This is a genomic window from Nodularia harveyana UHCC-0300 (genome assembly GCF_034931085.1).
Taxonomy (GTDB): domain Bacteria; phylum Cyanobacteriota; class Cyanobacteriia; order Cyanobacteriales; family Nostocaceae; genus Nodularia; species Nodularia harveyana.
This window is the reverse complement of the sequence record NZ_JAYGHG010000043.1, coordinates 1-24,081: the sequence shown is the minus strand read 5'-3', so window position 1 is coordinate 24,081 and position 24,081 is coordinate 1. Positions and strand designations below refer to the sequence as shown.

The 24,081-nt window shown below is 40.5% G+C and carries 26 protein-coding genes; 10 read left to right on the top strand and 16 right to left on the bottom strand.

Features of this window, described 5'->3' with window-relative positions:
• Window positions 1-63 precede the first annotated feature (63 nt).
• Both VB620_RS19175 and VB620_RS19170 read left to right on the top strand, forming a co-directional pair.
• A complete protein-coding gene (locus VB620_RS19175) occupies window positions 64-420 on the top strand; it encodes a helix-turn-helix domain-containing protein (protein ID WP_323197748.1) in 357 nt (118 codons plus the stop codon).
• Window positions 417-1,067 (top strand): ImmA/IrrE family metallo-endopeptidase, encoded by a 651-nt coding sequence (locus VB620_RS19170; protein WP_323197747.1) that lies wholly within the window; start codon window positions 417-419, stop codon window positions 1,065-1,067. The genes VB620_RS19175 and VB620_RS19170 overlap by 4 nt, the downstream gene beginning before the upstream one ends.
• 166 nt (window positions 1,068-1,233) lie before the next feature.
• Here the strand turns inward: VB620_RS19170 and purQ are convergent, their stop codons facing one another.
• Together purQ and purS are read right to left on the bottom strand one after the other, a co-directional pair.
• Window positions 1,234-1,908 (bottom strand): phosphoribosylformylglycinamidine synthase subunit PurQ, encoded by a 675-nt coding sequence (gene purQ / locus VB620_RS19165; protein ID WP_323197746.1) that lies wholly within the window; start codon window positions 1,906-1,908, stop codon window positions 1,234-1,236.
• A 91-nt stretch (window positions 1,909-1,999) separates the two neighbouring features.
• Window positions 2,000-2,278 (bottom strand): phosphoribosylformylglycinamidine synthase subunit PurS, encoded by a 279-nt coding sequence (gene purS / locus VB620_RS19160; protein ID WP_323197745.1) that lies wholly within the window; start codon window positions 2,276-2,278, stop codon window positions 2,000-2,002.
• A gap of 145 nt (window positions 2,279-2,423) precedes the next feature.
• On the opposite strand from purS, the gene VB620_RS19155 reads away from it, so the two are divergent.
• Window positions 2,424-2,831, top strand: a complete 408-nt coding sequence (locus VB620_RS19155) for a Fur family transcriptional regulator (RefSeq protein WP_323197744.1) — start codon at window positions 2,424-2,426, stop codon at window positions 2,829-2,831.
• A gap of 58 nt (window positions 2,832-2,889) precedes the next feature.
• Here the strand turns inward: VB620_RS19155 and VB620_RS19150 are convergent, their stop codons facing one another.
• Window positions 2,890-3,891 carry an SPFH domain-containing protein gene (locus VB620_RS19150; RefSeq protein ID WP_323197743.1) on the bottom strand — a complete coding sequence of 334 codons (1,002 nt, stop codon included), beginning with the start codon at window positions 3,889-3,891 and terminating at the stop codon, window positions 2,890-2,892.
• Between the two features lie 136 nt (window positions 3,892-4,027).
• On the bottom strand, window positions 4,028-4,459 hold the full coding sequence (locus tag VB620_RS19145; RefSeq protein ID WP_323197742.1) for an NfeD family protein: 432 nt from the start codon (window positions 4,457-4,459) through the stop codon (window positions 4,028-4,030).
• 234 nt (window positions 4,460-4,693) lie between these two features.
• On the opposite strand from VB620_RS19145, the gene VB620_RS19140 reads away from it, so the two are divergent.
• Both VB620_RS19140 and VB620_RS19135 read left to right on the top strand, forming a co-directional pair.
• Window positions 4,694-6,682, top strand: a complete 1,989-nt coding sequence (locus tag VB620_RS19140; protein ID WP_323197741.1) for a protein phosphatase 2C domain-containing protein — start codon at window positions 4,694-4,696, stop codon at window positions 6,680-6,682.
• A gap of 258 nt (window positions 6,683-6,940) precedes the next feature.
• Window positions 6,941-7,213: a ferredoxin-thioredoxin reductase variable chain gene (locus VB620_RS19135; RefSeq protein ID WP_323197740.1), complete on the top strand. Its 273-nt coding sequence runs from the start codon at window positions 6,941-6,943 to the stop codon at window positions 7,211-7,213.
• Window positions 7,214-7,218: 5 nt separating this feature from the next.
• Here the strand turns inward: VB620_RS19135 and VB620_RS19130 are convergent, their stop codons facing one another.
• From VB620_RS19130 to VB620_RS19105, 6 genes are all read right to left on the bottom strand, one after another.
• Complete coding sequence (locus VB620_RS19130; protein WP_323197739.1) at window positions 7,219-7,440, bottom strand: hypothetical protein; 222 nt, start codon at window positions 7,438-7,440, stop codon at window positions 7,219-7,221.
• Window positions 7,441-7,477: 37 nt separating this feature from the next.
• Window positions 7,478-8,269, bottom strand: coding sequence for a YdcF family protein (locus VB620_RS19125; RefSeq protein ID WP_323197738.1), 792 nt, complete (start codon window positions 8,267-8,269; stop codon window positions 7,478-7,480).
• 157 nt (window positions 8,270-8,426) lie between these two features.
• Window positions 8,427-8,930, bottom strand: a complete 504-nt coding sequence (locus VB620_RS19120) for a hypothetical protein (RefSeq protein ID WP_323197737.1) — start codon at window positions 8,928-8,930, stop codon at window positions 8,427-8,429.
• Window positions 8,931-8,958: 28 nt separating this feature from the next.
• Window positions 8,959-10,488 carry a bifunctional aminoglycoside phosphotransferase/ATP-binding protein gene (locus VB620_RS19115; protein ID WP_323197736.1) on the bottom strand — a complete coding sequence of 510 codons (1,530 nt, stop codon included), beginning with the start codon at window positions 10,486-10,488 and terminating at the stop codon, window positions 8,959-8,961.
• 299 nt (window positions 10,489-10,787) lie between these two features.
• Complete coding sequence (rplY, locus tag VB620_RS19110; RefSeq protein WP_323197735.1) at window positions 10,788-11,087, bottom strand: 50S ribosomal protein L25; 300 nt, start codon at window positions 11,085-11,087, stop codon at window positions 10,788-10,790.
• Between the two features lie 71 nt (window positions 11,088-11,158).
• The gene (locus VB620_RS19105; RefSeq protein WP_323197734.1) at window positions 11,159-12,502 is read right to left on the bottom strand and encodes an adenylosuccinate synthase; all 1,344 of its coding nucleotides are present in this window, start codon (window positions 12,500-12,502) and stop codon (window positions 11,159-11,161) included.
• Window positions 12,503-12,720: 218 nt separating this feature from the next.
• Between VB620_RS19105 and VB620_RS19100 the strand changes: the two genes are divergently transcribed.
• A complete protein-coding gene (locus VB620_RS19100) occupies window positions 12,721-13,350 on the top strand; it encodes a Uma2 family endonuclease (protein ID WP_323197733.1) in 630 nt (209 codons plus the stop codon).
• A 146-nt stretch (window positions 13,351-13,496) separates the two neighbouring features.
• Here VB620_RS19100 and VB620_RS19095 read toward each other — a convergent pair whose 3' ends face one another.
• A complete protein-coding gene (locus VB620_RS19095; RefSeq protein WP_323197732.1) occupies window positions 13,497-14,705 on the bottom strand; it encodes a hypothetical protein in 1,209 nt (402 codons plus the stop codon).
• A 166-nt stretch (window positions 14,706-14,871) separates the two neighbouring features.
• Here VB620_RS19095 and VB620_RS19090 point away from each other — a divergent pair, with 166 nt between their 5' ends.
• Window positions 14,872-15,915: an adenosine deaminase gene (locus VB620_RS19090; protein WP_323197731.1), complete on the top strand. Its 1,044-nt coding sequence runs from the start codon at window positions 14,872-14,874 to the stop codon at window positions 15,913-15,915.
• A gap of 184 nt (window positions 15,916-16,099) precedes the next feature.
• Window positions 16,100-17,167 carry a tetratricopeptide repeat protein gene (locus VB620_RS19085; RefSeq protein ID WP_323197730.1) on the top strand — a complete coding sequence of 356 codons (1,068 nt, stop codon included), beginning with the start codon at window positions 16,100-16,102 and terminating at the stop codon, window positions 17,165-17,167.
• 71 nt (window positions 17,168-17,238) lie between these two features.
• Here the strand turns inward: VB620_RS19085 and VB620_RS19080 are convergent, their stop codons facing one another.
• Window positions 17,239-17,574: a rhodanese-like domain-containing protein gene (locus tag VB620_RS19080; protein WP_323197729.1), complete on the bottom strand. Its 336-nt coding sequence runs from the start codon at window positions 17,572-17,574 to the stop codon at window positions 17,239-17,241.
• 149 nt (window positions 17,575-17,723) lie between these two features.
• On the opposite strand from VB620_RS19080, the gene mutL reads away from it, so the two are divergent.
• Together mutL and menH are read left to right on the top strand one after the other, a co-directional pair.
• Window positions 17,724-19,385, top strand: a complete 1,662-nt coding sequence (gene mutL / locus VB620_RS19075) for a DNA mismatch repair endonuclease MutL (protein WP_323197728.1) — start codon at window positions 17,724-17,726, stop codon at window positions 19,383-19,385.
• 191 nt (window positions 19,386-19,576) lie between these two features.
• Window positions 19,577-20,383, top strand: coding sequence for a 2-succinyl-6-hydroxy-2,4-cyclohexadiene-1-carboxylate synthase (gene menH / locus VB620_RS19070; RefSeq protein WP_323197727.1), 807 nt, complete (start codon window positions 19,577-19,579; stop codon window positions 20,381-20,383).
• A gap of 68 nt (window positions 20,384-20,451) precedes the next feature.
• On the opposite strand, the gene VB620_RS19065 is transcribed toward menH, so the two are convergent.
• The 4 genes from VB620_RS19065 to VB620_RS19050 all read right to left on the bottom strand — a co-directional run bounded on the left by VB620_RS19065 (window position 20,452) and on the right by VB620_RS19050 (window position 23,815).
• A complete protein-coding gene (locus tag VB620_RS19065; protein WP_323197726.1) occupies window positions 20,452-21,258 on the bottom strand; it encodes a thermonuclease family protein in 807 nt (268 codons plus the stop codon).
• A 383-nt stretch (window positions 21,259-21,641) separates the two neighbouring features.
• Complete coding sequence (locus VB620_RS19060) at window positions 21,642-22,346, bottom strand: glycoside hydrolase family 24 protein (protein WP_323197759.1); 705 nt, start codon at window positions 22,344-22,346, stop codon at window positions 21,642-21,644.
• A gap of 60 nt (window positions 22,347-22,406) precedes the next feature.
• Window positions 22,407-23,066 (bottom strand): NAD(P)H-binding protein, encoded by a 660-nt coding sequence (locus VB620_RS19055; RefSeq protein ID WP_323197725.1) that lies wholly within the window; start codon window positions 23,064-23,066, stop codon window positions 22,407-22,409.
• Window positions 23,066-23,815: a hypothetical protein gene (locus VB620_RS19050; RefSeq protein ID WP_323197758.1), complete on the bottom strand. Its 750-nt coding sequence runs from the start codon at window positions 23,813-23,815 to the stop codon at window positions 23,066-23,068. Before VB620_RS19050 ends, VB620_RS19055 begins: the two co-directional genes overlap by 1 nt.
• Window positions 23,816-24,081: the final 266 nt, after the last annotated feature.

Below are 24,081 nucleotides of genomic sequence, written 5' to 3'. Positions count from 1 at the left end.
ACTAACTCTAGTTGATTTTTTCGTCAAGTATCAGTATGATGTTTAGTTAAGTAGGAAAAAACAGTGAATCAGAGTTTTGGTCAGCTTATCCGTCAAGCCCGTAAAGATAAGGGATTTAGTCAACGTGAACTTGCAAAACTAATAGAGCTAGATTTCACATATCTTTCTAAGTTGGAAAATAATCGTGCTGACTATCCTCCTAAAGAGGATGTTATTCGTTCTCTAGCTCAAAACCTAGATTTAAACGAAGAGCAGTTAATCTTTTTGTCTGGTCGTGTTCCCCAGGGTAACGAGGATTTTATTAAGCAACATTACAAGACAATGCCTGCTCTATTTCGTCGTATGCAGGAGAATCCTGATTTTGCTAAGAAAGTTTTTCTAGAAGCTACACAACCAGATAATGAGGAGAAACAAGGTTGAGTGTCATCAAGGCTTATCGCTATATTCCTGACCAAGAAATTGAATATAGGGCGAATGAGATTCTTAAACGAATGCAGGAAACGCCAAAATTTTTGCCTAAATGGCCTTTGGATGCAACTCGTGTAGCTGAATTTCTTGGTTTGGATGTTCTCTGGGATAAAATACCACCTGATTCTGACGGAAAAATAGCAGCTAGGATACTCCCACTAGAGCATTTGATTGAAATTAATGAAGATATTTTAGAACTTCCCAAAGGGTTTGAAGAATCAACAGTAGCACATGAACTGGGACACTGGGAACTCCACATTGACCAAAAGGCAGCTGGACAGTTTGAAGAAAGAATTCAGCAGGGTTATGAAATTGATATGCAACCGTTTTTATGTCGTGCTGTTGATGGTCAATTACAAAAGATGGAATGGCAAGCTCAACGTTTTGCTAGTTACTTGTTAATGCCTCGTTACATCTTAGAACAAATGGCGGATGAACGTGATTTAACTAAATGGCATCACCTTTATGCAATGCAAGAGGATTTAGGTGTTACGATCTCAAATTTGAGAAATCGTTTAATACAGCTAAATTGGATTAATATTTATCCAGGGGATAAGAATATTTATCTTGGTAAATCTGCACCTAGTCGAAATCATTAAACTATTGAACTGCGATTGAGAAAACCAAATTTTCCCCTTTTTTCTAATCCAAATAAATTTAGATGTGATTAAAACTGCTTTCAAACTATGTTCATACTTAAAATTTAAGGGTACAGCATTGCTGCACCCCTATCTTGTTTGTCATGAAAGGCGCAGAGATAAAACTCTACGCTAAAGCGGCGATTTTCTCTAATAAGCCTTGAAAGAGTCTTAACCCGTCGGTACAGCCTAGAGAGGCATCTGATGCTCTTTCTGGGTGCGGCATCATGCCTAAAACGTTGCCTTGTCGATTGCAAATTCCGGCGATGTTGTTGAGTGAACCGTTGGGATTCTCTCCTGCATAGCGGAAGACGACTTGCCCATGATCTTCAATGGCTGATAAAGTGGCTGAGTCAGCATAAAATCGACCTTCACCGTGGGCAATGGGTAAGGTGATAGTTTCACCTGTTGTATAGGCTTGCGTCCAATGGGTATCGGTACGCTCAACTTGCAAGGGGACACGATCGCATATAAAATGCAAATCCCGATTTCTGGTTAATACCCCTGGTAACAATCCGCTTTCTGTTAATACTTGAAAACCGTTGCAAATACCAAGGACAAATTTACCCTGTTGAGCATGGTTAACCACCTGCTGCATAACTGGTGAGAACCGAGCGATCGCACCACACCGCAGATAATCACCGTAACTAAAACCACCAGGTACAATAATTACATCTAAATCCGCAATGTCTGTTTCTTGATGCCAAACCATGCGAGTCGATTGACCCAGCAATTCTCTGGTAACATAAGCCACATCGCGGTCACAATTAGAACCCGGAAAAACCAAAACTCCAAATTTCATGATTTAGTCATTGTTGAGTAGGGAGTAGGGAGTGGGGAGTAGGGAGTGGAGAATCAAGATTATTCCTTTCTCCTTCATCCCCCAACTGTTGTTACATGACTCCCGTTTGTGTTTCCACCTCTATCAAATCAAAGCGATAATTTTCAATCACTGGATTTGCTAGCATTTGGTCACAGATCCTTTCCAGGTCTTGACGCGCTTTAGTCTCTTCTGTCGAAGTGATGGTTAGTTGAATGTACTTACCAATCCGCACCTGTTCCACATTGTTGTATCCCATTTGCTGGAGACCGGATTGTACAGCTACACCAGCAGGGTCTAAGACTGAAGGACGAAGGGTCACGAAAATTTTAGCTATATATTTCCTTTTCACAGGCTTTTTGCTGAATGCTGCGATCGCTATACTATAACTTTCTGTCCCAACTGAGTGAAAATAAGATTACGAAGCAGATGCAGTTAATTAAACAGTTAGCCAATATCACAGCTTCTACAACAGTGGTGAATTTAAATAATTGTCTATGAAATCCGTACACACCCGCAGTCAAGAGCGGATTTTAAGCCTGTTAAAAACTGTCAAACAAGGCATTTCCGCCCAAGATATTTACGTAGAATTACGTAATCGGAATCAGAGCATGGGTTTAGCGACAGTTTACCGTTCCCTAGAGGCTTTAAAACTAGAAGGTATGGTACAGGCCAGGACTTTGGCTAACGGCGAAGCCCTCTATAACCTAGCCCAGCAAGACAAACACCATCTCACCTGTCTCCAGTGTGGCCTGTCGATTCCTATTAATCAGTGTCCGGTTCATAACCTCGAAGAGGAGTTAGAATCCAGTCACAAGTTTAAAATTTTCTACCACACACTAGAATTTTTTGGTTTGTGTAGTCAATGTGAAATGAATCAAGGGACTAGCATGGGAGTCCATTAAAAAAGTCAGGAGTTAAAAGTGACCAATTCAGAAAATTAACTTTTAACTCCTAATCTTCTTAACTAGAAAGATTGTGACTATCCCTTGGTGTGTCACCATCAAACAAAGAATTAGCAGAACTATCAGAAACAATAGAACGCATTCCCTCTAAAGTTGCAGGAATACTGCGGGGGTCCATAAACATCACCTTGCTACTGTCACTAGTGCCAATCTTCATTCCCATTTCCAAATAATTTTGGGCAATTAAAAACTGTAACGCTTCCTGTGCCTTTGGTTCACTATTCAGAGTTTTAGTGATGATTTGTAGTGCTTCCGAGGTTGCTTGCGCCTTGAGAACTTGTTCCTGGCGTTCTGCTTGGGCTTGTAGCACAATAGATTTTTGCTGCGCTTCTGCTTGGAGAATTGTGGCTTTTTGCCGAGCTTCAGCGTCCAGAATTTGCGCCTCAGCCTTACCTCTAGCGCTATTCACAGCAGATTCTCGTTCCCCCTCTGAAGTGAGAATTGCTGCCCGTCTGCGGCGTTCTGCTGCCATTTGCAACTCCATTGATTCTCGCACCGTCTGAGATGGGACGATATCGCGTAATTCCACCCGTGTAATTTTCACACCCCAAGGGTCAGTAGCAATATCTAACTCTCGCAATAAGATGTCATTGATTTGAGAACGAGCTGTAAAGGATTTATCTAACTCTAATTGTCCCATTTCCGAGCGAATTTGAGTTAAAACCAAGTTTGTCATGGCTGCATGGAGATTTTCTACCTTGTACCAGGCTTTTTCCATATCCACAATTCGCCAGTAAACTACCGCATCAACTTCAATGCCTACATTGTCGCGGGTAATACATTTTTGCGGAGGAATATCTAAAACCTTTTCGCGGATAGTTTGTTGGTAGACAATTTTATCGAAAAAAGGCCACATCAACCTCAGTCCTGGCTGTAGCTTGCGGTCATAGCTACCCAACCTCTCCACTAAAACCTCATTCCCCTGATTGACAATTTTGACAGATCCTGCAACGGCAGAACCACCAAGCGCCAAGAAGATGAGTAACAAAAATTGCTCCATTTGTTTATTCTCCTAATTGCTCATCCCATTTATTTGTCAAGAAGCGCCGAACTCTCTTCCTTCCTTTCTTCTTTGTGTTCTTTGTGGTTAGTTCCTCTTCCCAGACGCGATGAATCGCCTCTCTACAAGCCCACTCTTAACTCAATAGATAATTAGGCATCACAATCAAGGTAGTGCCTTCTCTTCTGACTACATAAACCCTTTGATTGGGTGCGATGGTGAGTAGTTCATCGTCACATTCTGCGCGCCAAGAATTGCCCTCATATAGCACCCGCCCGCTTTCCCCAGCCGGAATTGCCGTTAAGGTTTCAGCGACAACAGTATCTTTGAGTTTCGATTCTAGACGGCGCGGTTGCAAAAAGCGTCGAGATAGCACTATCAGCAATGTAGACAGCAGTAGCCAAGTCGTGACTTGCAGCCATACATTCCCCAAACCCAGCAGAGAAAGTAGCGCCACAATCAAGGCACTAATTCCCATCATGAATTCCACAAAAGCCGATGGTAAGAAAAGTTCTATTACACACAGAACCGATCCTGCCAGGAGCCAGATTAAGGTATAACTTGGCATAGGCATAGCCCCGTTCTAGACTTTACATTTACGTAAATGTATTGTTGAAATTAAATACACCTTGACTTTAACTGTTTACGGAAAATAAAACGTGATATTTGATGAATTTCAGTAACAATCTGTAGTCATAGGTACAGGAATCCTGTTTATTCTAGCGTTACCTCCTTGGCGGTTACTGTAACTGAGAATTAATCAGAATGTACGCTTTGGTTTATTTTTTGACTTTATACTTTCATGATTACGACAGAAAAAATAATTTATTGCGTTAATCCAGACTGTACTGATCCCACGAACCCTGTGGAAGAAAGGACTTGTATCAGTTGTCAAACTCCTTTAGTTCACCGTTATCTCTGGGCTAGTGGTTCATTAGCAGCTGCTATGTCACCAGGAACTAAAGTTCTAGATAGGTATGAGGTGATCACACCGCAGGTGTGGTTAGATACTCACCCAGGGTTAGCACCGACAGTACCGGAAGAGTTACCAAAAGCAGTTATACCTTACTTAAAGCTATACCAAGAACGGTTACATCTGCCGGAAGTATATGGCTTGCTTTACGCTGCCGAAGCAGATGCAGATGATATCCTTTTGCTGGAAAATGTACCCCTAGATGAGACGGGAAATCTCTACCCTGCCATTGCTGAGTCCTGGGAAGCTGCAACGGCGGTTAGACAAGTTTACTGGCTATGGCAAATTCTCCAACTGTGGCTACCTTTGTCAGATTTAGGAGTTGCCCAAAGTTTACTGATAGCAGATAATGTGCGATCGCATGGTTGGTGTATCCGACTGTTGGAACTTCACCAGACACCAGCTACTAAACAACCCACTTTGCTACATTTAGGTAAATCTTGGCAGCCTTGGGTAGCATCCGTAAATACCCCAATATCTTCAGAATTAGAAAAGATCATTGAACAGATGTGTAGCCCGGAGGTGAAGCTAGAAACTATTGCCACTCAACTCAATGCCTTATTACTCTCATCGGCAGCAGAATTACCATTAAGTCTGAAAGTGGCAGGGGCAACTGATCCGGGAGCAGAATTGCGCCACAACGAAGACAATTGTTACCCCATGACTGCTAGTGACCTATATGACCCGATAATTATTCCACATTTAGCCATTGTTTGCGATGGTATTGGTGGACACCAAGGCGGTGAAGTTGCCAGTCAATTGGCTGTACAGTCCCTCAAACTGCAAATCCGGGCTTTATTAACGGAAGTAGGAGAACAAACTGAACCAGTTCCGCCTAATTTATTCCAGTCACAACTAGAAGCCAGCTTACGGGTGGTGAACAATCTCCTCTCTGCGGCTAATGACGAACAGAAACGCCAAGGCAGAGAACGTATGGCCACAACCTTGGTGATGGCGGTACAAGTACCGCAACAAGTCTCAACTATTTCTGGGGGACAGTCAGATAATGCCCATGAACTTTATGTGGCTAATATTGGCGATAGTCGTGCTTATTGGATAACTCGCAATTCCTGCCAATTACTGACGGTAGATGATATTGTGGCGACGCGAGAAGTTTGTTCTGCCCGCAGTTTGTATCGTTCAGCACGTCAGAGAACAGATGCCACTGCCCTCACCCAAGCGTTGGGGACTAAAGATGCTGAATCCCTACACATTGTAATTAAGCGCTTTATTTTGGAAGAAGACGGTGTATTGTTACTGTGTTCTGATGGTTTAAGTGATCATGACTGGGTAGAAAAATCTTGGCAGGATTATCTAATTCCCTTGTTAGCAGGTGAAATTTCAGTTGCAGATGCTGTCAGCGATTTGATTGATTTAGCAAATGAAAAAAATGGTCATGATAATACTTCTGTTGTGATGACTCTTTGCCGAGTATCTCAAGAATTAGTGCCAGTTACCCCATCATCGTTGACAGAAGAAGTTCTTAAAACTGAAGAACCAGAAGGACCGGAAGAACCGGAAGAACTAGAAGAACTAGAAGAACTAGAAGCAGAATCTACCTTAGAGGAAAGTTCCCCAGCACTGATTGATGTGGATGTGACAGTTGATGATCTACCAGATTCAACCATTTCTACCCCAGTCAAATCAACTATTCAGCCTCAGACTGTGATTTTAATCGGAGGATTATTGGCTGCTGTAGTGGGGGGTATAAGTGTGGGATTATTTGCTTTGTGGCAACTTAATCCTCAAGGATTTCAACAAATATGTCGGCAACTTCCCCCCAGAATACAATCTATCTGTCCGGCGACTAATGACTAATGACGGCAATCCACATTACCTAGCAATTAGTGGTGAGAGCGTCAATTGTTGTAGAATTGGATTTGTCGTTAAAGCACACAGCAAAACCAAAGCGGGTTTTTCAATATTCGAATGTCGCTGACAACTACTATTAAAGCCTGCGTGGGCAGGCTTTGTTTGTATATCAGTTACAGAGGTGTACAACAGAGTTTCTGCCACAATGGAATCTGAAAAGTGACCGTGAAACAGTTTTTTCAATAAAAAGCAGTTCAGTGAGGAGTGCCTGTGGAGATGCTTGTGGAACAGCAAAAGCAAGGTGTAAATTTTGTTATGAAAGTTGGCGATCGCGTCCGTGTTAAAGAGTCGGTGGTCATGTATCATCATCCTGAGCATCGAGGTCAGGCTTGTGATATTAAAGGTACAGAGGGCGAAGTTATAAGTATTGCTACTGAATGGCAAGGTAGACCAGTCAGTGCTAATTTGCCAATTTTAGTCAGGTTTACTAAAAAATTTAAAGCTCATTTACGTGAGAATGAACTAGAACTGATTTAAATCCCTCACGAGCGGCGAAACCATTGGAAAATATTGAATTCGCCGCGCATTTTTTCTAAGTCTTGGCGATGCTGTTCTGCGGTGATTTCATACCATTGACAGTAATTCTCAAACTCTGAGCGAGTGTAAACTTCTTGGTAAAATTCTTGAGTTGTGTGGTAGTTAGCAAAAGTTTCCTCAACTTCAAATTCAGGTGAGGGCATAATGTAGGGTAAATTTTTAGACATTATCTGAAGATTTCTGTGCTAGTTAATGAAATTATGTTCACAGCCAACCGCGCCAGCTATATACAAAACTGCCAATGTATTCTTTGAGAGCGCTAGTAAATTGATTTAAGTTATTGGTGTCGGGTAATAAATTGAGGATGGCGGCTTTGGGAGTGCTGCTGAGTTCTTGGATTTCACCTTGACTGACAAGAAAATCAGTAGGTGCTGGAATGACATCCATACCTTGACGCTGGAAAATTTTCAGCGATCGCGGCATATGCATTGCAGAAGTGACTAATAATACTTTACCAATGCCACGGGAGACTAAAATTTTCCTGACATTTACTGCATTTTGATAGGTATTCAGAGAGTCCGGTTCTTGGATAATTACCTCAGAGGGGATACCAAGAGATGTGAGGACATCCGCCATATCTGCTGATTCTGACTGACCACCGCCACGCCAATCAATACGACCGCCACTGAGAATAATCATTGGGGCTTTCTGTTGGCGATATAATTGAGCCGCATAAATGACCCGATCGCCTGTTTCACTTAAATCAACACCAGGTCTGGGAGGATAGGCTGATTTAGTTGCACCACCTAAAACTACAATGGCCTCAGCATTGGGGACTGGGCTAAGAGGAAGATGTTGCCATTCTAGCGATCGCACCAAAGATTTCGCCACCCAACCATTACTACAAACCAGCAATAAACTTAAAGCCAAAGAAATAGCGATCGCGGCTATCCGTGGTCGTTTCCACAATGTTACCAAGGCCACTATTAAACTAATACTCGCCAGTCCTAGAGGATAAAAAAATAGTGGTAGTAACTTAGAGAGATATAAAAACATATTCAGTATCCGGCTCTTTGCTTTGACACTCCTCGTTTTTTGGTAATTACGAACTACGAACTACGAATTACGAACTACGAATTACGAATTACGAACTACGAATTACGAATTACGAATTACGAACTACGAACTACGAATTACGAACTACGAATTACCCTCACTTTTCCCAAAACCGGAAATTGAAACTTCCAGAAGGCCGACGAAAACGACGGGTCAACCTTCTAGTTTGCTGTTTGGTGATCCTTTCTCTAGGAGTGTCATTTGTATCCGCCTCTAAAGCTTCCATTGGTAGCTGAGTTTTCATTGATTCTTTACTTCCCCACCAAGCAGTCATCCAACCGCCACCAATAGCTGCGATCGCACCCAGCAAAATACTCGTAGGTGGAGAATACCCCAAAAATACAAACCCTAACAGGAAAAATAACCAGTATTTTAAGCCTGTATCGATCCCGTCAGATGAGGCGACAGTAGTTTCCTGGGGGCCGCTCTGACTAGTACTAGTAAACCAACCTAAAACGAAACCAGCAATAATGCCGACAAAGATACTCAGGGGTACTGAAAACCCCGCCATCAGCAATATGAATACTAAAAATCCCCCAAAGATAAGTTGAGAAACAAATTCAGACGAGATGGGGGGTAAACCTTGATTCTTTGGTGCCATAAGGTGATAAATACTATGGTTTAAGTACTTATTTTAATTGTGCTTGTGGCGGTTTGGTGGTATCCCAAGTTTGCACATAGGGTTGTTCCTCTGGGGTAAATGCTTCGGCTTGCTGAAGTTGTGATGGTAATAAATCCACAGTAGCATCAGCAATATCACCCATACGTTTAGCCAGACGCTCTTGCACTACTTCTAAAGGTGCTGTGCAGTAAATAATTTGCAGAGGAAGTTGGTATTTTTCCCCTTGGGCGATCGCCTCTTGTCTCAGATGTCGTTTATCATACTTGGCATCTAAAATTACATTAAAACCTTGTCGAGCCAGCATAATTCCCAAACTTAGCAACCGAGCATAGGTTTTCTCAGTCATTTCCGCAGTGTATAAATCATCCCCACCACGTTCCTCAAGCGCAATTCCCCCCAAATGTTTCCGCACTGCATCAGAGCGAATTTGAATAGCTTGTAGTTGACGGGCCAAATATTTGGCCGTTGTTGACTTACCGGAACCCGATATCCCAGACATTAAAATCAATTTACCTTGTTTGGGTTGAGTATAATCACAAGCCTGTTTGTAATACTCTGCTGCTGTTTTTGTCGCTTCTTCCTTAGCGATCGCGGGTACACTCGGATCATCTAACAAAAATGAAGTCACCTTAGCCCGCACATAAGCCTGACGACTCAAATATAAAGGTAGAACCTGCAATCCTTCCCAATCCCCAGTTTGCTCAACATAGGTATTCAAAAACGCATTGGCTAAATCAGGGCTTTGTCGCGCTTCCAAATCCATCACCGTAAACGCCACATCATACATGACATCTACAAAGCGAAACGGCTCATTAAACTCAATGCAATCAAAAAGAGTAATTTTATCATTCCACAGTGCAATATTTCTCAGGTGTAAATCACCGTGACACTCTCGAATGTAATTATTCGTAATTCTGCTAGTAAATAATTCTGGGCGTTCTACAAAAAAACTATCTGTATATTTTTTGGTTTCCTGAAACTGTTTCTGTGTCTGAGGACCACCAATATATTTATCAGTTTGTTGGTAGTTTTCATCAATTGCAGCCCGTACCTGTGGCACTTCACCAAAACTGCGAATATAATCATTACTTGCAGATTTAGCGTGATATTCCGCTACAATTTTCCCTAAATCTTCCAGGTGAATTTCATTTAACTTACCTTCCTCAAACAATGTACTAAATAGTAACTCTTGGGGAAACTGGCGCATTTTCAGGGCATATTCCACAGGTTTACCTGTTCCGCCTAGCTGATATTGCTCATTAGCAACAGTTACAGGTAACACTTCCAAATACAGTTCAGCTGCGCCCCGTTGATTCAACCGCAATTCTTCGTGACAGAAATGTTTGCGTTTCTCTAAGGTAGAAAAATCTAAAAAACCAAAATTGACTGCTTTTTTCAGCTTATAGGCGTAATCTCCCGTGAGTAGGACATAGGAAATATGAGTTTGAATCAGTTGAATTGGTTCTGTGACTTCATGGGGATAAAATCCCGGCTTTAGCATTTGCTGAATTAAAACTGGAAGATTTACTTCTGTCATAAAAATTATGGATGGGACACTTCGATAAGTTCAACATAAATCCCGCAGGATTCACAAATTTTCAAGAGTCAGACACAAACTCACATAATCCATAATCTCATGCTTTTAACAAAAAACCAGGGGTTGAACCCTGGTATAATCAGCAATTATCACAAATTTTCAAGTTATTAGATAGATAAATTACCAGTCTGTATTCAAAGCAAAACTTCTTGTAGACTAAGCATTTTAGCTGCTAATCATCAAGGATTTGCAATATATCTATTCTTGTGGAATAGATAATTTATTTTTTGGTACTGCCCTTAATCTTGAGGACAAGCAAAAAAGCTGACATGATAGATAAAACCTTTAGCTGGATGAGATTGAACTTCTCGCAATACAGTTTTACCGTTCCATTCCAGTTCCGGAATATTCAGTTCAATTTCTGTTTTGTTAACGGCAGCTTTTTTGAGTAGACGCTCAATAGTTTTAGCATCAACTACCAAAGAAATTGATTCAGCACCTTTGTGGCCGTATAAATTAGCAGGTATCAGACCAGAACGGCGTAATGCATTGGGTTTGCTACCTTCTGGGCGTTTTTGAGATTCGACTTGAATAGCCATACAATTTGTCAGTTATCAGTTATCGGTTATCGGTTGTTAGCACTTGGTTTGAGACAATATCGTGTCTTAATTTAAGCACTTAATAAGGAAGCGGGTGTACCGTCGGGATGCAATAAAGCTCGTTTTGGCCCATGAATTGGGTCTTCGACGATAATTGTTTGATCACGACTAGCTCCTAAAGAGACGATCGCAATGGGAACTTCCATTAATTCCGCTAAGAATTTCAGGTAGTCTAGTGCTTGCTGTGGTAAGTCTTCCAGTGTACGACATTCGCTTGTGGATACTTGCCATCCTGGAAGGCTTTTGTAAATGGGGCGACATTGGGCGAAACGACGGGAACTGGTGGGGAAGTGTTCGCAGCGTTCGCCATCTATTTCGTAGGCGACACAAACTTGAATTTCCTCTAGTTCGTCGAGAACATCGAGCTTGGTCAGAGCCATACAGTCCATACCATTAATTCGCACTGCATAGCGACCGATAACGGCATCAAACCAGCCACAGCGCCGCTTACGTCCTGTAGTTGTGCCAAATTCTGCACCGCGATCGCATAACAATTCTCCCACTTTTCCATCTAATTCGGTGGGAAAAGGCCCTTCTCCTACTCTTGTAGTGTAGGCTTTTGACACCCCAATCACCCGGTCTATCATTGTCGGCCCTACACCAGTACCCACGCAAGCCCCACCAGCTACAGGGTTAGAGGAGGTGACATAAGGGTAAGTCCCATGATCTAAGTCCAGGAGTGTACCTTGTGCGCCTTCAAACAAAATATTGCGCCGTTTCTGGATGGCATCATATATTTTTAATGATGTATCAACCACATAAGGTCGCAAGCGATCGGCATAACCAAGATATTGCTCAATTACTTCTTGGGGATTTAAAGGCGGTAAGTTGTAAAGTTTTTCTAAAATTGTGTTTTTATAATTTATCGTCCATTCCAACTTCTCGCGTAGCGCTTCCGGGTCGATCAAGTCTAAAACTCTAATACCTGTACGCTCTGATTTATCAGCATAGGTGGGGCCAATGCCTCTACCCGTGGTACCGATTTTATGACTTCCGCGTCGCTCTTCTGATGCCTTGTCAATCAACCGATGATAAGGCATGGTGACATGGGCTGTCTCAGATATTAACAGCTTGGCAGTAGAAATATTTAGTTCTTCTAGTTGATCGAGTTCTGCTATTAATACCTGCGGATCTATGACTGTTCCACAGCCAATAATGCATTCAGTATTAGGATACAGAATACCAGAGGGGATTAAGTGCAGCTTAAACGTCTGACCTTCGACTACTATGGTATGTCCAGCGTTCACTCCCCCTTGGTAACGTACCACCACATCTGCGGAGCGGCTGAGTAAATCTGTTATTTTACCTTTTCCTTCATCGCCCCACTGGGCACCTATGACAATTACGTTAGCCAAGAGATTATATTAAAGGGTAAAGTTTCCACAAATAACAATTATTATCAGATTATGAGGTCTTTGTCAAGAAAATAATAAGTAGCAATGGAAGAAGGGGAAAATTGATCATGGCACATAATTAGCGTGCGATCGCTATACCTACAATTGTTCACAAAATTTCGATAAATCAGTCAAAATTTAAGTAGGGCTAATTGCTGATTTACAGGAGTCAGAAAATTATGATAGCTGTGAAAAATCGAGCCGATAGAGTCGTACTTTACAATATTAGCTGGAAACAATTTGAAAATCTTTTGCAAGATTTGGGAGAAAGTCGTGCAGCCAGAATAGCTTACGACAACGGTAACTTAGAAATTATGACACCTTTGCCGGAACACGAATATTATAAAAAAAGTTTCAGCATCGCTATTGAAGACATAGCTTTAGAATTAGATTTAAAATATGAAAGTTATGGTTCAACTACCTGGAAGCAGCAAAGCCGTATGGCTGGTTTAGAACCAGATGATTGTTTTTATTTCCAAAATGAAGCAGCGATTAGAGGTAAGCTTGATTTAGATTTAAACCAAGACCCGCCTCCGGATTTAGCATTAGAAATTGATGTTACTAGTAAATCTTTAAATCGATTTCCGATTTATGCGCGGTTGGGTGTTCCTGAAATTTGGTGTTATGACTCAGGAGAATTAAAGATTTATCTCTTACAAAATGGGGAATATATAGAATCTGAAACCAGTTTGGTTTTTCCTAGTTTACCAATTCGTGAGTTACCCCGATTGATTGAAGAAAATCGCACCGAGGGAAGAAGGGCGATGAGAAAAGCGGTGAGAGAGTGGGTAAAATCTGTGTCAGATTAGACGCGAAAACGCGAATTTACCAGAGGATATTTTGTTAAGGAAATTTATCATCATCTGGATTTAAACCTAAAAAAATAGAAGTTCTGCGATAATTCCTCTTTTTCGCTCATTCCTTTACGTTGCTATGAGAATATAATCACACACTTTTAAGGTACTGGAATCCAGACACCAGACTGTATAAACCGAATATCGTTACCAGCCAGATTCACATTATAAGAAGAGGAAGCATTTGCCCATGAAGGACTTCCACTAGGAACATTACCGCCAAAAACAGTAACTTCCCATCCGGCTTGAATTGACTGGCGACAACTTAAATTTTGGTTATCAATATTCAAACAACCATCAAAAAATTTGGGAGTTGTCGAGTGCAGACCCGTCATATTTTCTGAGACCTTTACCCATTTAGCTGCCTCTTTTCTGATGGTTGTTACTAATGAATTAGATAAACTCTGCATTCCATCAGGTAAAGCATCAAAATTTGGATCTAAAGTAGCGGCTTGGGGAATATAGTAAACATAGCGATTATCACCACTCATAACTATCATTTGCCAACCTGATATGTCTATATTTGGACAATTTCCCATTTCTGGTCTTGTAGGTCCCCCACCATTACACAAATTCCATGTTATGAATTTAATACTTTCAACTTCGAGATTAGAAGTTAATTTATCGTGGCGACTTACAACATCTTCTAAAACTTTTTTCCCCAGATTACGGGGCATTTTTTCAGTTTCTGAGGGCAGAAATAAACTTAAATTCCCATAATTCAAATCTTGACCATTCATTCCTAAGAAAAATGGCTTTTCTCTCCCTTTAACTAGAATACGCCAGCCTAAAATTGGCTGAATATCGCAAGTACCATTAATAGAACAAGTAGGAAAACCTTTGGTTAGTTGTGCCGCAATAATAGAAATTTTATCGGGTTTGAGTGCCAACTTTTTGGATAAAGCTGAGAGAATATTTGTATTTAAGCTTGCAGTGGCATCAAGGGTAATCAATCCATTATTAGTCACATAATAAACCCAATTTTCCTTTTGACCACTGATAGTTACACGCCATCCAGAGAGGGATTTAGCTGAACAAGCTTGAGTCGGAATCACGCCTGATTTGTCGGGTAAACAGTCTTCCCAAGTAGCTATTTCAGATTTTGTTAGTTTGAGGAGTTTGCTGTTAATTTGCAATTGCTGCGCCATTTTTTCTCGCACTGCGGTTTCTAAGTTTTGAGGGAGATTTTTTGACGTAGTAACTACCTCTGCTTTAATAGCATTTTGAGACTTTGTAGTTGCTAGAACAATCAGGCTGCTGATGCTAAGTAACACGAAGATACTACATAAAAATATTTTGGCTTTCATCATTTTTACCCAAAACAACTATTAATCTGATTTTTGGTCGATTTATGTTTTATTTGACTAAATTTAGGTGATTTCTGTTTCCGATACTTAAAAATCAGAGGCAGTTAGGGATTATTTTATTTATGGCTTTTGTTACAATTAATGAACTTTTTATCTAAAAAATAACATTATGGCCTTGTATGCTGAGTTACATAGACACCTGGGGGGTTCAGTTGTTCCCCGTGTGTTGTGGCGTTACTTTGAGCGTCATGCTACGGATTTAATCGCTCGTTTTGCTGAATATTCAGAATTTGAGGACTTTTACACCCGTCCTCGCAATACTTTAGATGAGTATTTAGAACTACACACTTTGGTAGAAAGTGTCCAAACTGTAGAAACTTTACCTTACTTTATTTATCGCTTGCTGCGCGGGGCTTATATCTTTGAAAATTTGGCTTATTTAGAATTACGCTATACGCCATATTTAAGGACACCTGAGCATTTGAGTCAAAATGCCAGAATTGACAAAATGGCGGAAATTGTCGATGTGGTGGGAAGGGCGAGTTATTTGCCAGAATATCCCATTGTTACGAGTCAAATTCTCTGTATGCACTCCCGTTTACCGTATGAAGTGAATAGGGCGATAATTGATTTGGCTGTGGAGAATAAACAGTATGTTTGTGGTATTGATGTGGCTGGGGGCGATCGCTATTATGAAGAACGTCTAGAAGAATGGGTCAGCTTGTATGATTATGCGCGATCGCACGGCATTAATACAACTGGACACCTTTACGAAACCACCGATGGCTGTTACCCCCAACTTTTACCCTACCTAATGCGAATTGGTCACGGTATCCAAATTCCCCTGTTATCGCCGGAATTATTAACAGATATCGCTAGAAGGGGACAATGTTTAGAAGTTTGTCCCACAACTTACCTAAAAACAGGAACTTTACAAGATATTCGCCAATTAAAATTAGTTTTTGACCGTTGTTTTGAAGCGGGTGTTGATATCGCCATTTGTACTGATAATGCGGGACTGCATAATATGCGTCTACCCTTTGAGTACGAAAATCTTTTGACTTACGACATTATTAATTTTGAACAGTTACAAGCTTGTCAAAATGCAGCTTTCCGCCATGCTTTTGCTTGGCCTCATAATCAACCACCTGCATCTCTATTGAATAAGTTACTTAAACCTGAACTTCCTAAAGTTTTGGCGATGAAAGATTAGTTGAGAAATTCATTTTGTGGGGTGAGAATACTTATCCCACAATGTTCAGGATTAAACGCAGAGTGACGCAGAGATTTTGTGAGTATTCATTCTTTGATTTTATGCAATTTAGATTCTAGACAATATTGATTATGTAAAAGTAATCTGAGTTACAACAAACTGAGAATAATACTGTATACATAATATGAAAGTTATTCACCAAAATCATAGCCAGATGACTCTGCGCCTACGTACCTGGAAAGCGTGGATATTGGGCGGTGTCTTGACTAGTATCGGTGTGTTAATGGTATTTTCATGGCCACACTCACGGGTGTTCAGTTGTCAGCGAAACACCAATTTATTAGTAACTTGTAAAGCTTCTATCACTGGATTACTTTGGTCAGAAGACACAATTTTATTTGGAAAGGATATTCAAGGCACAAAAATCAAGACTTATACAAGAAGTGAAAATAAATCTCGTTTACTGTTATTAACAAATGAAGGTGAATTTTACCCTATTTACACATTTGAGAAGTATGGAACAGTCAAAAAATGGGTAGAAGAAATTGAGATATTTTTTAAAGATACTCAGCAACAAAATCTATTCATTGAATCAAGTAATCGTTTATCTGCTTTTCTCGTTCCTGGTCTGACTATATCTGTGGGTTTACTAATAGTTGTTTCCTTTGGCAAAGTTGTATTTTGCAAGATAGACAAGACATTAGGACTATTGACTGTAGAAAAGTATGGATTGTTAGGTAATTTCCAAGCAGAATACAGAATCCGTGATCTTCGTGGTATAACTGTACAAAAATCCAGGAAAAATAAAGGTACTACAATGTATAGAGTAGCTTTAGTTATGGACTCTGGGGAGTATATACCATTTAGTGATTACTACACTGCGGGATTCGTTCATCATCAGCAAATAGCTGATCGTATTAGCCAGTTTCTCAAGTTAGAACCTCTGAGAGAAAATGATCCTATGTTCTCATTAAAAGAGGACTTTGACAGGTTTAAAGATATAGCAATTTTGGGATTAATGAATGATGAAAAACGTGAAGATAAACTTGTATTTTTACAGCAAGCCGTAATGAATAATCGTAATGATGCTGAAGCAAATTATCAGTATGGTTTTGCTTTGTATGTTCTCCAGCGATATCAAGAAGCTAAACCTGTTTTAGAAGAAGCACAACGACTTTTTGCATTGTCAGAAAACAAGAAGAAAGTCCAATATATTGATGTCTTTTTAAAATCGCTAAATCAAAAATTATAAGTTATTAAATGTAGATTCACGCTCAGTAAAAGGGGAGTTACGCAGAGGTTTTAGATGTAGCGGATAAAATTTTAAGCAGCTACGCCTTCTGTAGCACCACCAACTGTTTTCCAGGCTGTTAAACCGCCTCTGATTACACAGGCACGAATAAACCCAGCTGCTCTTAATAATTGCACAGCATAGCCTGCTTGTGTGTCAACATCGCCATAGATGTAAATCTCGCGTTCCTTGTGTAGTGCGGACTGGGCGCGTTGTACTAGTTCATCTAAGGGAATGGGGATTGCACCAGTGATGCGACTGTAATTGTAATTGTAGCGATCGCGCACATCAATGATTGTAAACCCTGGTTGTCCCCATTGCAGACGCAATTTGAGGTCATGAACCTCAGCAACTAAATCACTGCTCATAAGTTTTTTTTGTGGAGAACCTTACAAGCAATCTATCAAGAATAAACCGATAATCTGGGTTTCTTTACAATGAATCAAAAATTCTGCGAAACTGTTAATAAAAATACTTATTGTATATAGTGATTGGCTCATAGCCTACACTATAATTTATGGCATCTACTATTCAAGCTCTACCCACAGAAGTTGTATATCTGATTACGGCTGGCGAGGTCATCGACTCCTTAGCCTCTGTAGTCCGGGAATTGGTCGAAAATTCCCTAGACGCAGGTGCAACTAGGATTGTAGTTTCTCTTTGGCCGCAACAGTGGCGCATTCGCGTTGCAGATAACGGTTGCGGTATCGACGAAGATGATTTACAGCAAGCAGCCCTGGCACACAGTACCAGTAAAATTCGTTCTAGTGACGATTTATGGAAGATTGACAGTTTGGGCTTTCGCGGTGAAGCCTTGCACAGTTTGACAACTTTGGCAGATTTAGAAATTTTGAGCCGTCCACCGGGAAGTAATGTGGGCTGGCGGGTGGTTTATGGTGAAGGTGGTAAAGCTGTAGAATTTGCTGCCACTGCGATCGCACCTGGTACAGTAGTGACAGTTTCTCATCTCTTCGGTAATTGTGCAGCTCGTCGTCAAGGTTTACCCAGCAGCGCCCAGCAAATGCGAGGGGTACAATTAGCAATTCAACAAATCGCCCTGTGTCACCCCCATGTAACTTGGCAGGTTTGGCAAAATGACCGCCAATGGTTTACCATTTCTCCCGCCCCTACCACCGGACAACTGTTACCGCAAATTCTTCCCCAAGTGCGTCCAGGGGACTTGCAAGAAATCCAATTAGAATTACCCCATCCCCACAAATCAGCCCTGAATTTAGTAGTGGGATTACCGGATAGATGTCATCGTCGTCGCCCAGATTGGGTGAGGGTAGCAATTAATGGCAGGATGGTAAAATGTCCAGAATTAGAGCAAACAATTTTATCAGCATTTTACAAAACATTGCCGCGCGATCGCTATCCTATTTGTTTATTAAAACTTGCCATTTCTCCAGACCAAATTAACTGGAATCGTAACCCCGCCAAAAGCGAAATTTACCTCCATGAAATTGGTTATTGGCAAGAACAAATTACCCAAGGAATTAACCAAGCCCTCCGCATCAGTGCAGCGAATCTGCCAGAATCCTTCCACACAACCAGAGTTAGTAAATTACTCAAAGCCGCAGAAGCCAAAGGCGGTTACAACGTTAATCCCCAGAATAGCCGCAGCGAAAACACCACTCAGCCCTCATTAAAAGCGATCGCTCAACTCAGCAACACATATATAGTAGTAGAACATCCCAACGGTATGTGGCTAGTAGAACAACACATAGCCCACGAGCGAGTATTATATGAGCAGATTTGTGACAACTGGCAAATTGTAACCATAGAACCAGCCATCATTCTCTATCAACTCTCACCAGCCCAGATATCACAACTGCAAAGAATCGGCATAGACATAGAACCCTTCGGCGAACAACTGTGGGCAATTCGCACCATACCCGCACCCTTAAAAAACCGAGAAGACCGTGCAGACGCAATTTTGGAACTGAGTTGGGGAGGTGACTTACAAATCGCCCAAATAGCCGTCGCCTGTCGCAGCGCCATACGCAATGGTACACCCATGAGCCTAGAAGAAATGCAGACATTATTAAATCAATGGCAACAGACACGCAACCCCCGCACCTGTCCCCACGGTCGCCCCATATACCTATCCCTAGAAGAACCAGCCCTAGCCCGCTTCTTTCGACGTAACTGGGTAATTGGCAAAAGCCACGGAATTTAAACCTAGCAGGACTTACGCAAAATATCTCACTTCGACAAGCTCAGTGACCACTCAAACCCTAATTTCTCTGTGTACTCTGTGTCTCTGTGGTTCGTTATTCCTACTTAGAAAAAACCCTCTAAAACCCTTCTTCCTTCTTCCTTCGTGTCCTTTGCGTCCTTAGTGGTTCGTTCCTCTAAATTCCCCATGATATGTATCACTTAAACTACACATCAATCAACAACTCAAACAAACCATTTATACTATTTTTACATGGATTCATCGGTAACTTACATGAATTTCAACCAGTTATAAAATTACTAAATAAAGAATTTTCCTTCCTGACTATCGACCTCCCCGGACATGGTAAAACCCAAGTCTTAGGTGGAGACGAATACTACAAAATGGAAAACATAGCCATTGCCATAATTAACTTATTAAACAACTTAAAAATAAACCAATGCTTCTTAGTAGGTTATTCAATGGGTGGAAGATTAGCCTTATATTTAACCCTAAATTTCCCAGAGCGTTTTCCTAAAGTTATCCTCGAATCAGCATCTCCAGGTTTAGCAACAGAAAGAGAAAGATTAGCCAGAATTAACAGTGATAATCAAATAGCCAGAAAATTAGCCAGAACTACCACCAAAACAGATTTCGCCACTTTTCTACGCAATTGGTACATTCAACCCATCTTTGGCGCAATCAAAAATCATCCCCAATTTGAAACCATGCTAGAAAATCGGTTGCAAAATCATCCAAGCGAATTAGCTAAATCATTACAAATCATGGGAACAGGAAACCAACCTTCCTTATGGGAAAAACTCCCAGAAAACACCATACCATTACTATTATTAGTAGGAGAACATGATCAAAAATTTAGAGATATCAACGCAGAAATAGCTCAAAAATACCCAATGACCCAGCTAAAAATAATTAACCAAGCTGGGCATAATATTCACTTAGAAAATACCGAAGAATTTGTGAGAAACATCAGACAATTCTTAACTAATTCTAGGTAAAATTCCCTCTATTCGCTACAGCTAGGGAATGGATACAGGGGTGAGTGATAAACCTATAAATTACAGATTTAATTTCTTTTTAGTAACATAAAAGAGTTATGAGTTTCATAAATTATTGGCAAGGCGCTGGTATTATTAATATTAATGAAAGTATGCACTGATATGGTTTCATTATTATTTTTGAATAAAGTAAGAACAGAATTTATTTCTTGATCAATTCCCCCCCAAACTCGATATGCTTCTATACCTCCAATATTTAATTTTTCTTCTTTGATTCGTCTTTCATTACCTAAGTTTATTTCAGAGGCAGAATTTAACCTATTAATCTTTTCCTCAAAATTAGTAGGTTCTATTTTAATATCAGTTTTTATCAAATTTAAAGGAAGCTCCTCACTGCTACCTGTCAGTTTTTGGCTAGAAAAAATTACTAATTCTCTACTGCTTCTTTGTACAATCCATGATGATGGGTGAGAAATAGAATAGGTATCTTTTTCTACATAAGTTTTAAACTTAGTTGCTGTGTTTGTATTTCTTTTTGAGGCATTTATTAAAGCTGATTCATTGGGACATTTACCAGCGTCTTCTTTTTGTAGATAGGCGTTACCTGAATATATTTGCTCTTCATTTAAAAACTTTTTGCCACCGGGAACAGTAATAAACACTTCTGCTAGTGTGCGGCCATCCCTCTCTTTTCCTATTGGCGAAACCATCACCTGATTATTATAGGACTCTATGAGCGATCGCAGTGCATCACGAGATTGTTTCCCCTGTGGTTGGTCTAATTCTGGTGCATTAATACCACATAGGCTTATCTTCATCTCTTGACCAGTGGTTTTTCTTATGGTGAGGCTGTCCCCATCATCAACATTTGTCACTATCCAATCTTCAGTAGGCGGTGATATGGTATTGCTTTGGATATTGCAACCGAATAAAGCTAGGCTAACAAGCGCTAGCAATGGTAAGTGGTAGCTAATCATGCTTTAAGTCTTGTGGGCTATAAATGATTTTGCAGAATATTTAATATGAATGATACAGCTACAATATCAAATTCATGAATAGATTCAAACTCTTTTATTCATCTGTATAATTTATTGTACTGCTTGTTTATTTCCGAGAGTGACAAAAGAGGGATAACTCTGTGGTTAACAGGACTTACGTAACAATTGCCAAAAGTCTTGATTTATCGAACCGCCAAGCCGCCAAGAACGCCAAGAAAACGTAGATTATGCGTAAGTCCTAGTTACTTAAAAACTCAAGGCTAGGGAGTCGTAGTTACAGATTCTGGTTTATTAGTATTCGTTAACTCCTCAGCCAACATTTTCTGATAAATCTTCGGTAAAGAACTACTAATAGAATTAGTTTCAATACCGTATCCCAAACTCGTCCAAGTTGGAGAAAGTCGCCGCAAAACATCCTTAACTTTCCCATTTTGCAAAAGTTGAGAAATATCAGTTCCCCAAACCTTTTTATCCTTCAACCAACGGTAAACCACCACATCTTGATACTCGGCTTCAAAACTATAACCAGACCAAAACATCATCTGGTTAGGAGGGTGAGGATGATAGCGAGGGGCGATTTGAAACCAAGTATTATTAATAATTTGATATCTACCAGCCGCAGTGGAACAATTACCTTGATTCGGACCGTTGACAATGGTGACACAGATTTCCGGGTGACGGCTGAGACTATTAACCTGCTGACCACCATAGAGAAGAGAGTAGGGACGATTACCACTGGCTTCACTAGCGGAGATGGTTCGCATCAAAGCGCGGATATAAGGATCTCCTCCTTGCATCACTAAAGGCGGTTGTGGGACTGTAAAGACGGGTTCAACAGGCGATCGCAATGTACCATATATGTACCACTGCAACAAACATATAAACCCCAGCAGTGAGGCGATGGGGCCAATCAGATTCTCAACACCTTTGAGTTTAAAGTCTTTCAGTGTCAGACTCCTTAAAATTCGTTCTTTACTAACAACAATAATCGACGCACTGATTTCGGCAAAGTTCACACTTCCTGATTAAGCGACATTAGCAAATAACTCTGCAAAGCTTTTACCAGCAACATCCGGTTTAGCCACAACCTCAACAATTTTATTCCGCGCAGTTGTTTCAAACAAAGACTCCACAGCCACCTGAGCCACTTTTTGGCGAGGAATACTACCATCAAATAATGTATCAGCACTCTGCATAACAATTCCATCAGAATTATCCTCATTCTTCAAACCACCAGGGCGAACAATGGTATAACTCAGACCACTTTTTTGAATATACTCCTCAGCTTGTTTTTTCCACACCAAAATTAGCCAAAACAAATTCAAGGGATGGAATAACTGAGAAACACATAAAGAAGATACTAAAACGAAATGCTCAATTCCTTGAGACTTAGCCGCAGCGACTAAATTTTTAGTCCCTTCAAAATCGACCCTATAGGGGCCAGTGGGGTCGAAACTAGGGCTTGCGCCAGTCGCACACAACAAAACTGTACTATCTCCTAAAGCAGCATTCAGGCTTTGGGGTTGTAAGACATCGCCCACAACCAACTCCGTTTCAGGAGGTAAAATAGCCCTACCTTTATCTAAATCTCTGACCAAAGCCCGAACGGGAATATTTCGTGCTATGAGTTCTTGAACAATGCGGCGACCTGTTTCACCCGTTGCTCCGGCGACAAATGCTTTCATTAGTGTTTCTGGGGTTTAATCTTTAACTTCAATGCTAACTCCTGGCGCATTTCTTGGAAAGGTTGATTCCATTTAGGGTTGGTATCCCAATTCCATAATTCCACAGGAATCAATTTTTCTTGAGCCAAATGAGTTAGCAGCAGGTGTTCATCTTCCGGTTCACGGGAGAAATCGAAGGGATTACGGTATCCTGTATTACTCAGGTTATAGGATGTCACCTGGTCATAATTAATATGTTTAATCAATTTTTCCCCCTTCATCAGTAAATAGTCCAGAAAAACTAAACTAAAAAGTCCAGAATTTGAGCGTGTTTGTGGTTCCTTTTGTACCCATCTTGCCCAATCAAAACCATACATAAAATCGTGAACATAGCGGAAGCGAATTTCTTTTTCAATACCGAATAATTCTATCAGTAAGATCATTTTCTTACCGAAGCATTCTAAAAAAGCAATAGCACCTTCATCTGCTATCAAAGCCTGTCTGACCATACTACTAATCAGAAAATCAAAATCCCAAAAGATATTTTCTGGGAAGTTTTTTACCTGGGCGGAGATAATCATTTCTAAGGTATCCCGTAAGGCGAGAATTAATTCTGTGTCTGTAGTAATTTCAGCAATTTTTTCTTCCAGTTCTACAAAACTAGTCATTAAGGTTTTCTGAGGATTAAGACTTAATGGATTAACAGAATGTTTAGCTAAAATGTCATCTAGGGATTGAAAAAGGTGATTTGGCTTCAGGTAATGCTTCATAATTTCTTCCAATACCCGGAACATGATCAATATATGAGTTTATTTTGCCGGAATTTTAATTATTAATTAAATCCAAATCTACTTAATATTTAATTTTACCAAAAAACTGGGTCTAAAGCCTCGCCGTTTTACGGCAACCTTTATATGATATAATTCTTTGCGTATAAGTTTTCCACGTAAAATGATTGTCTTAGAGTTCAAAGCCAAAGGGAAAACAACTCAATACACTGCTATTTATGAAGCGATTAGAACCGCTCAATTTGTTC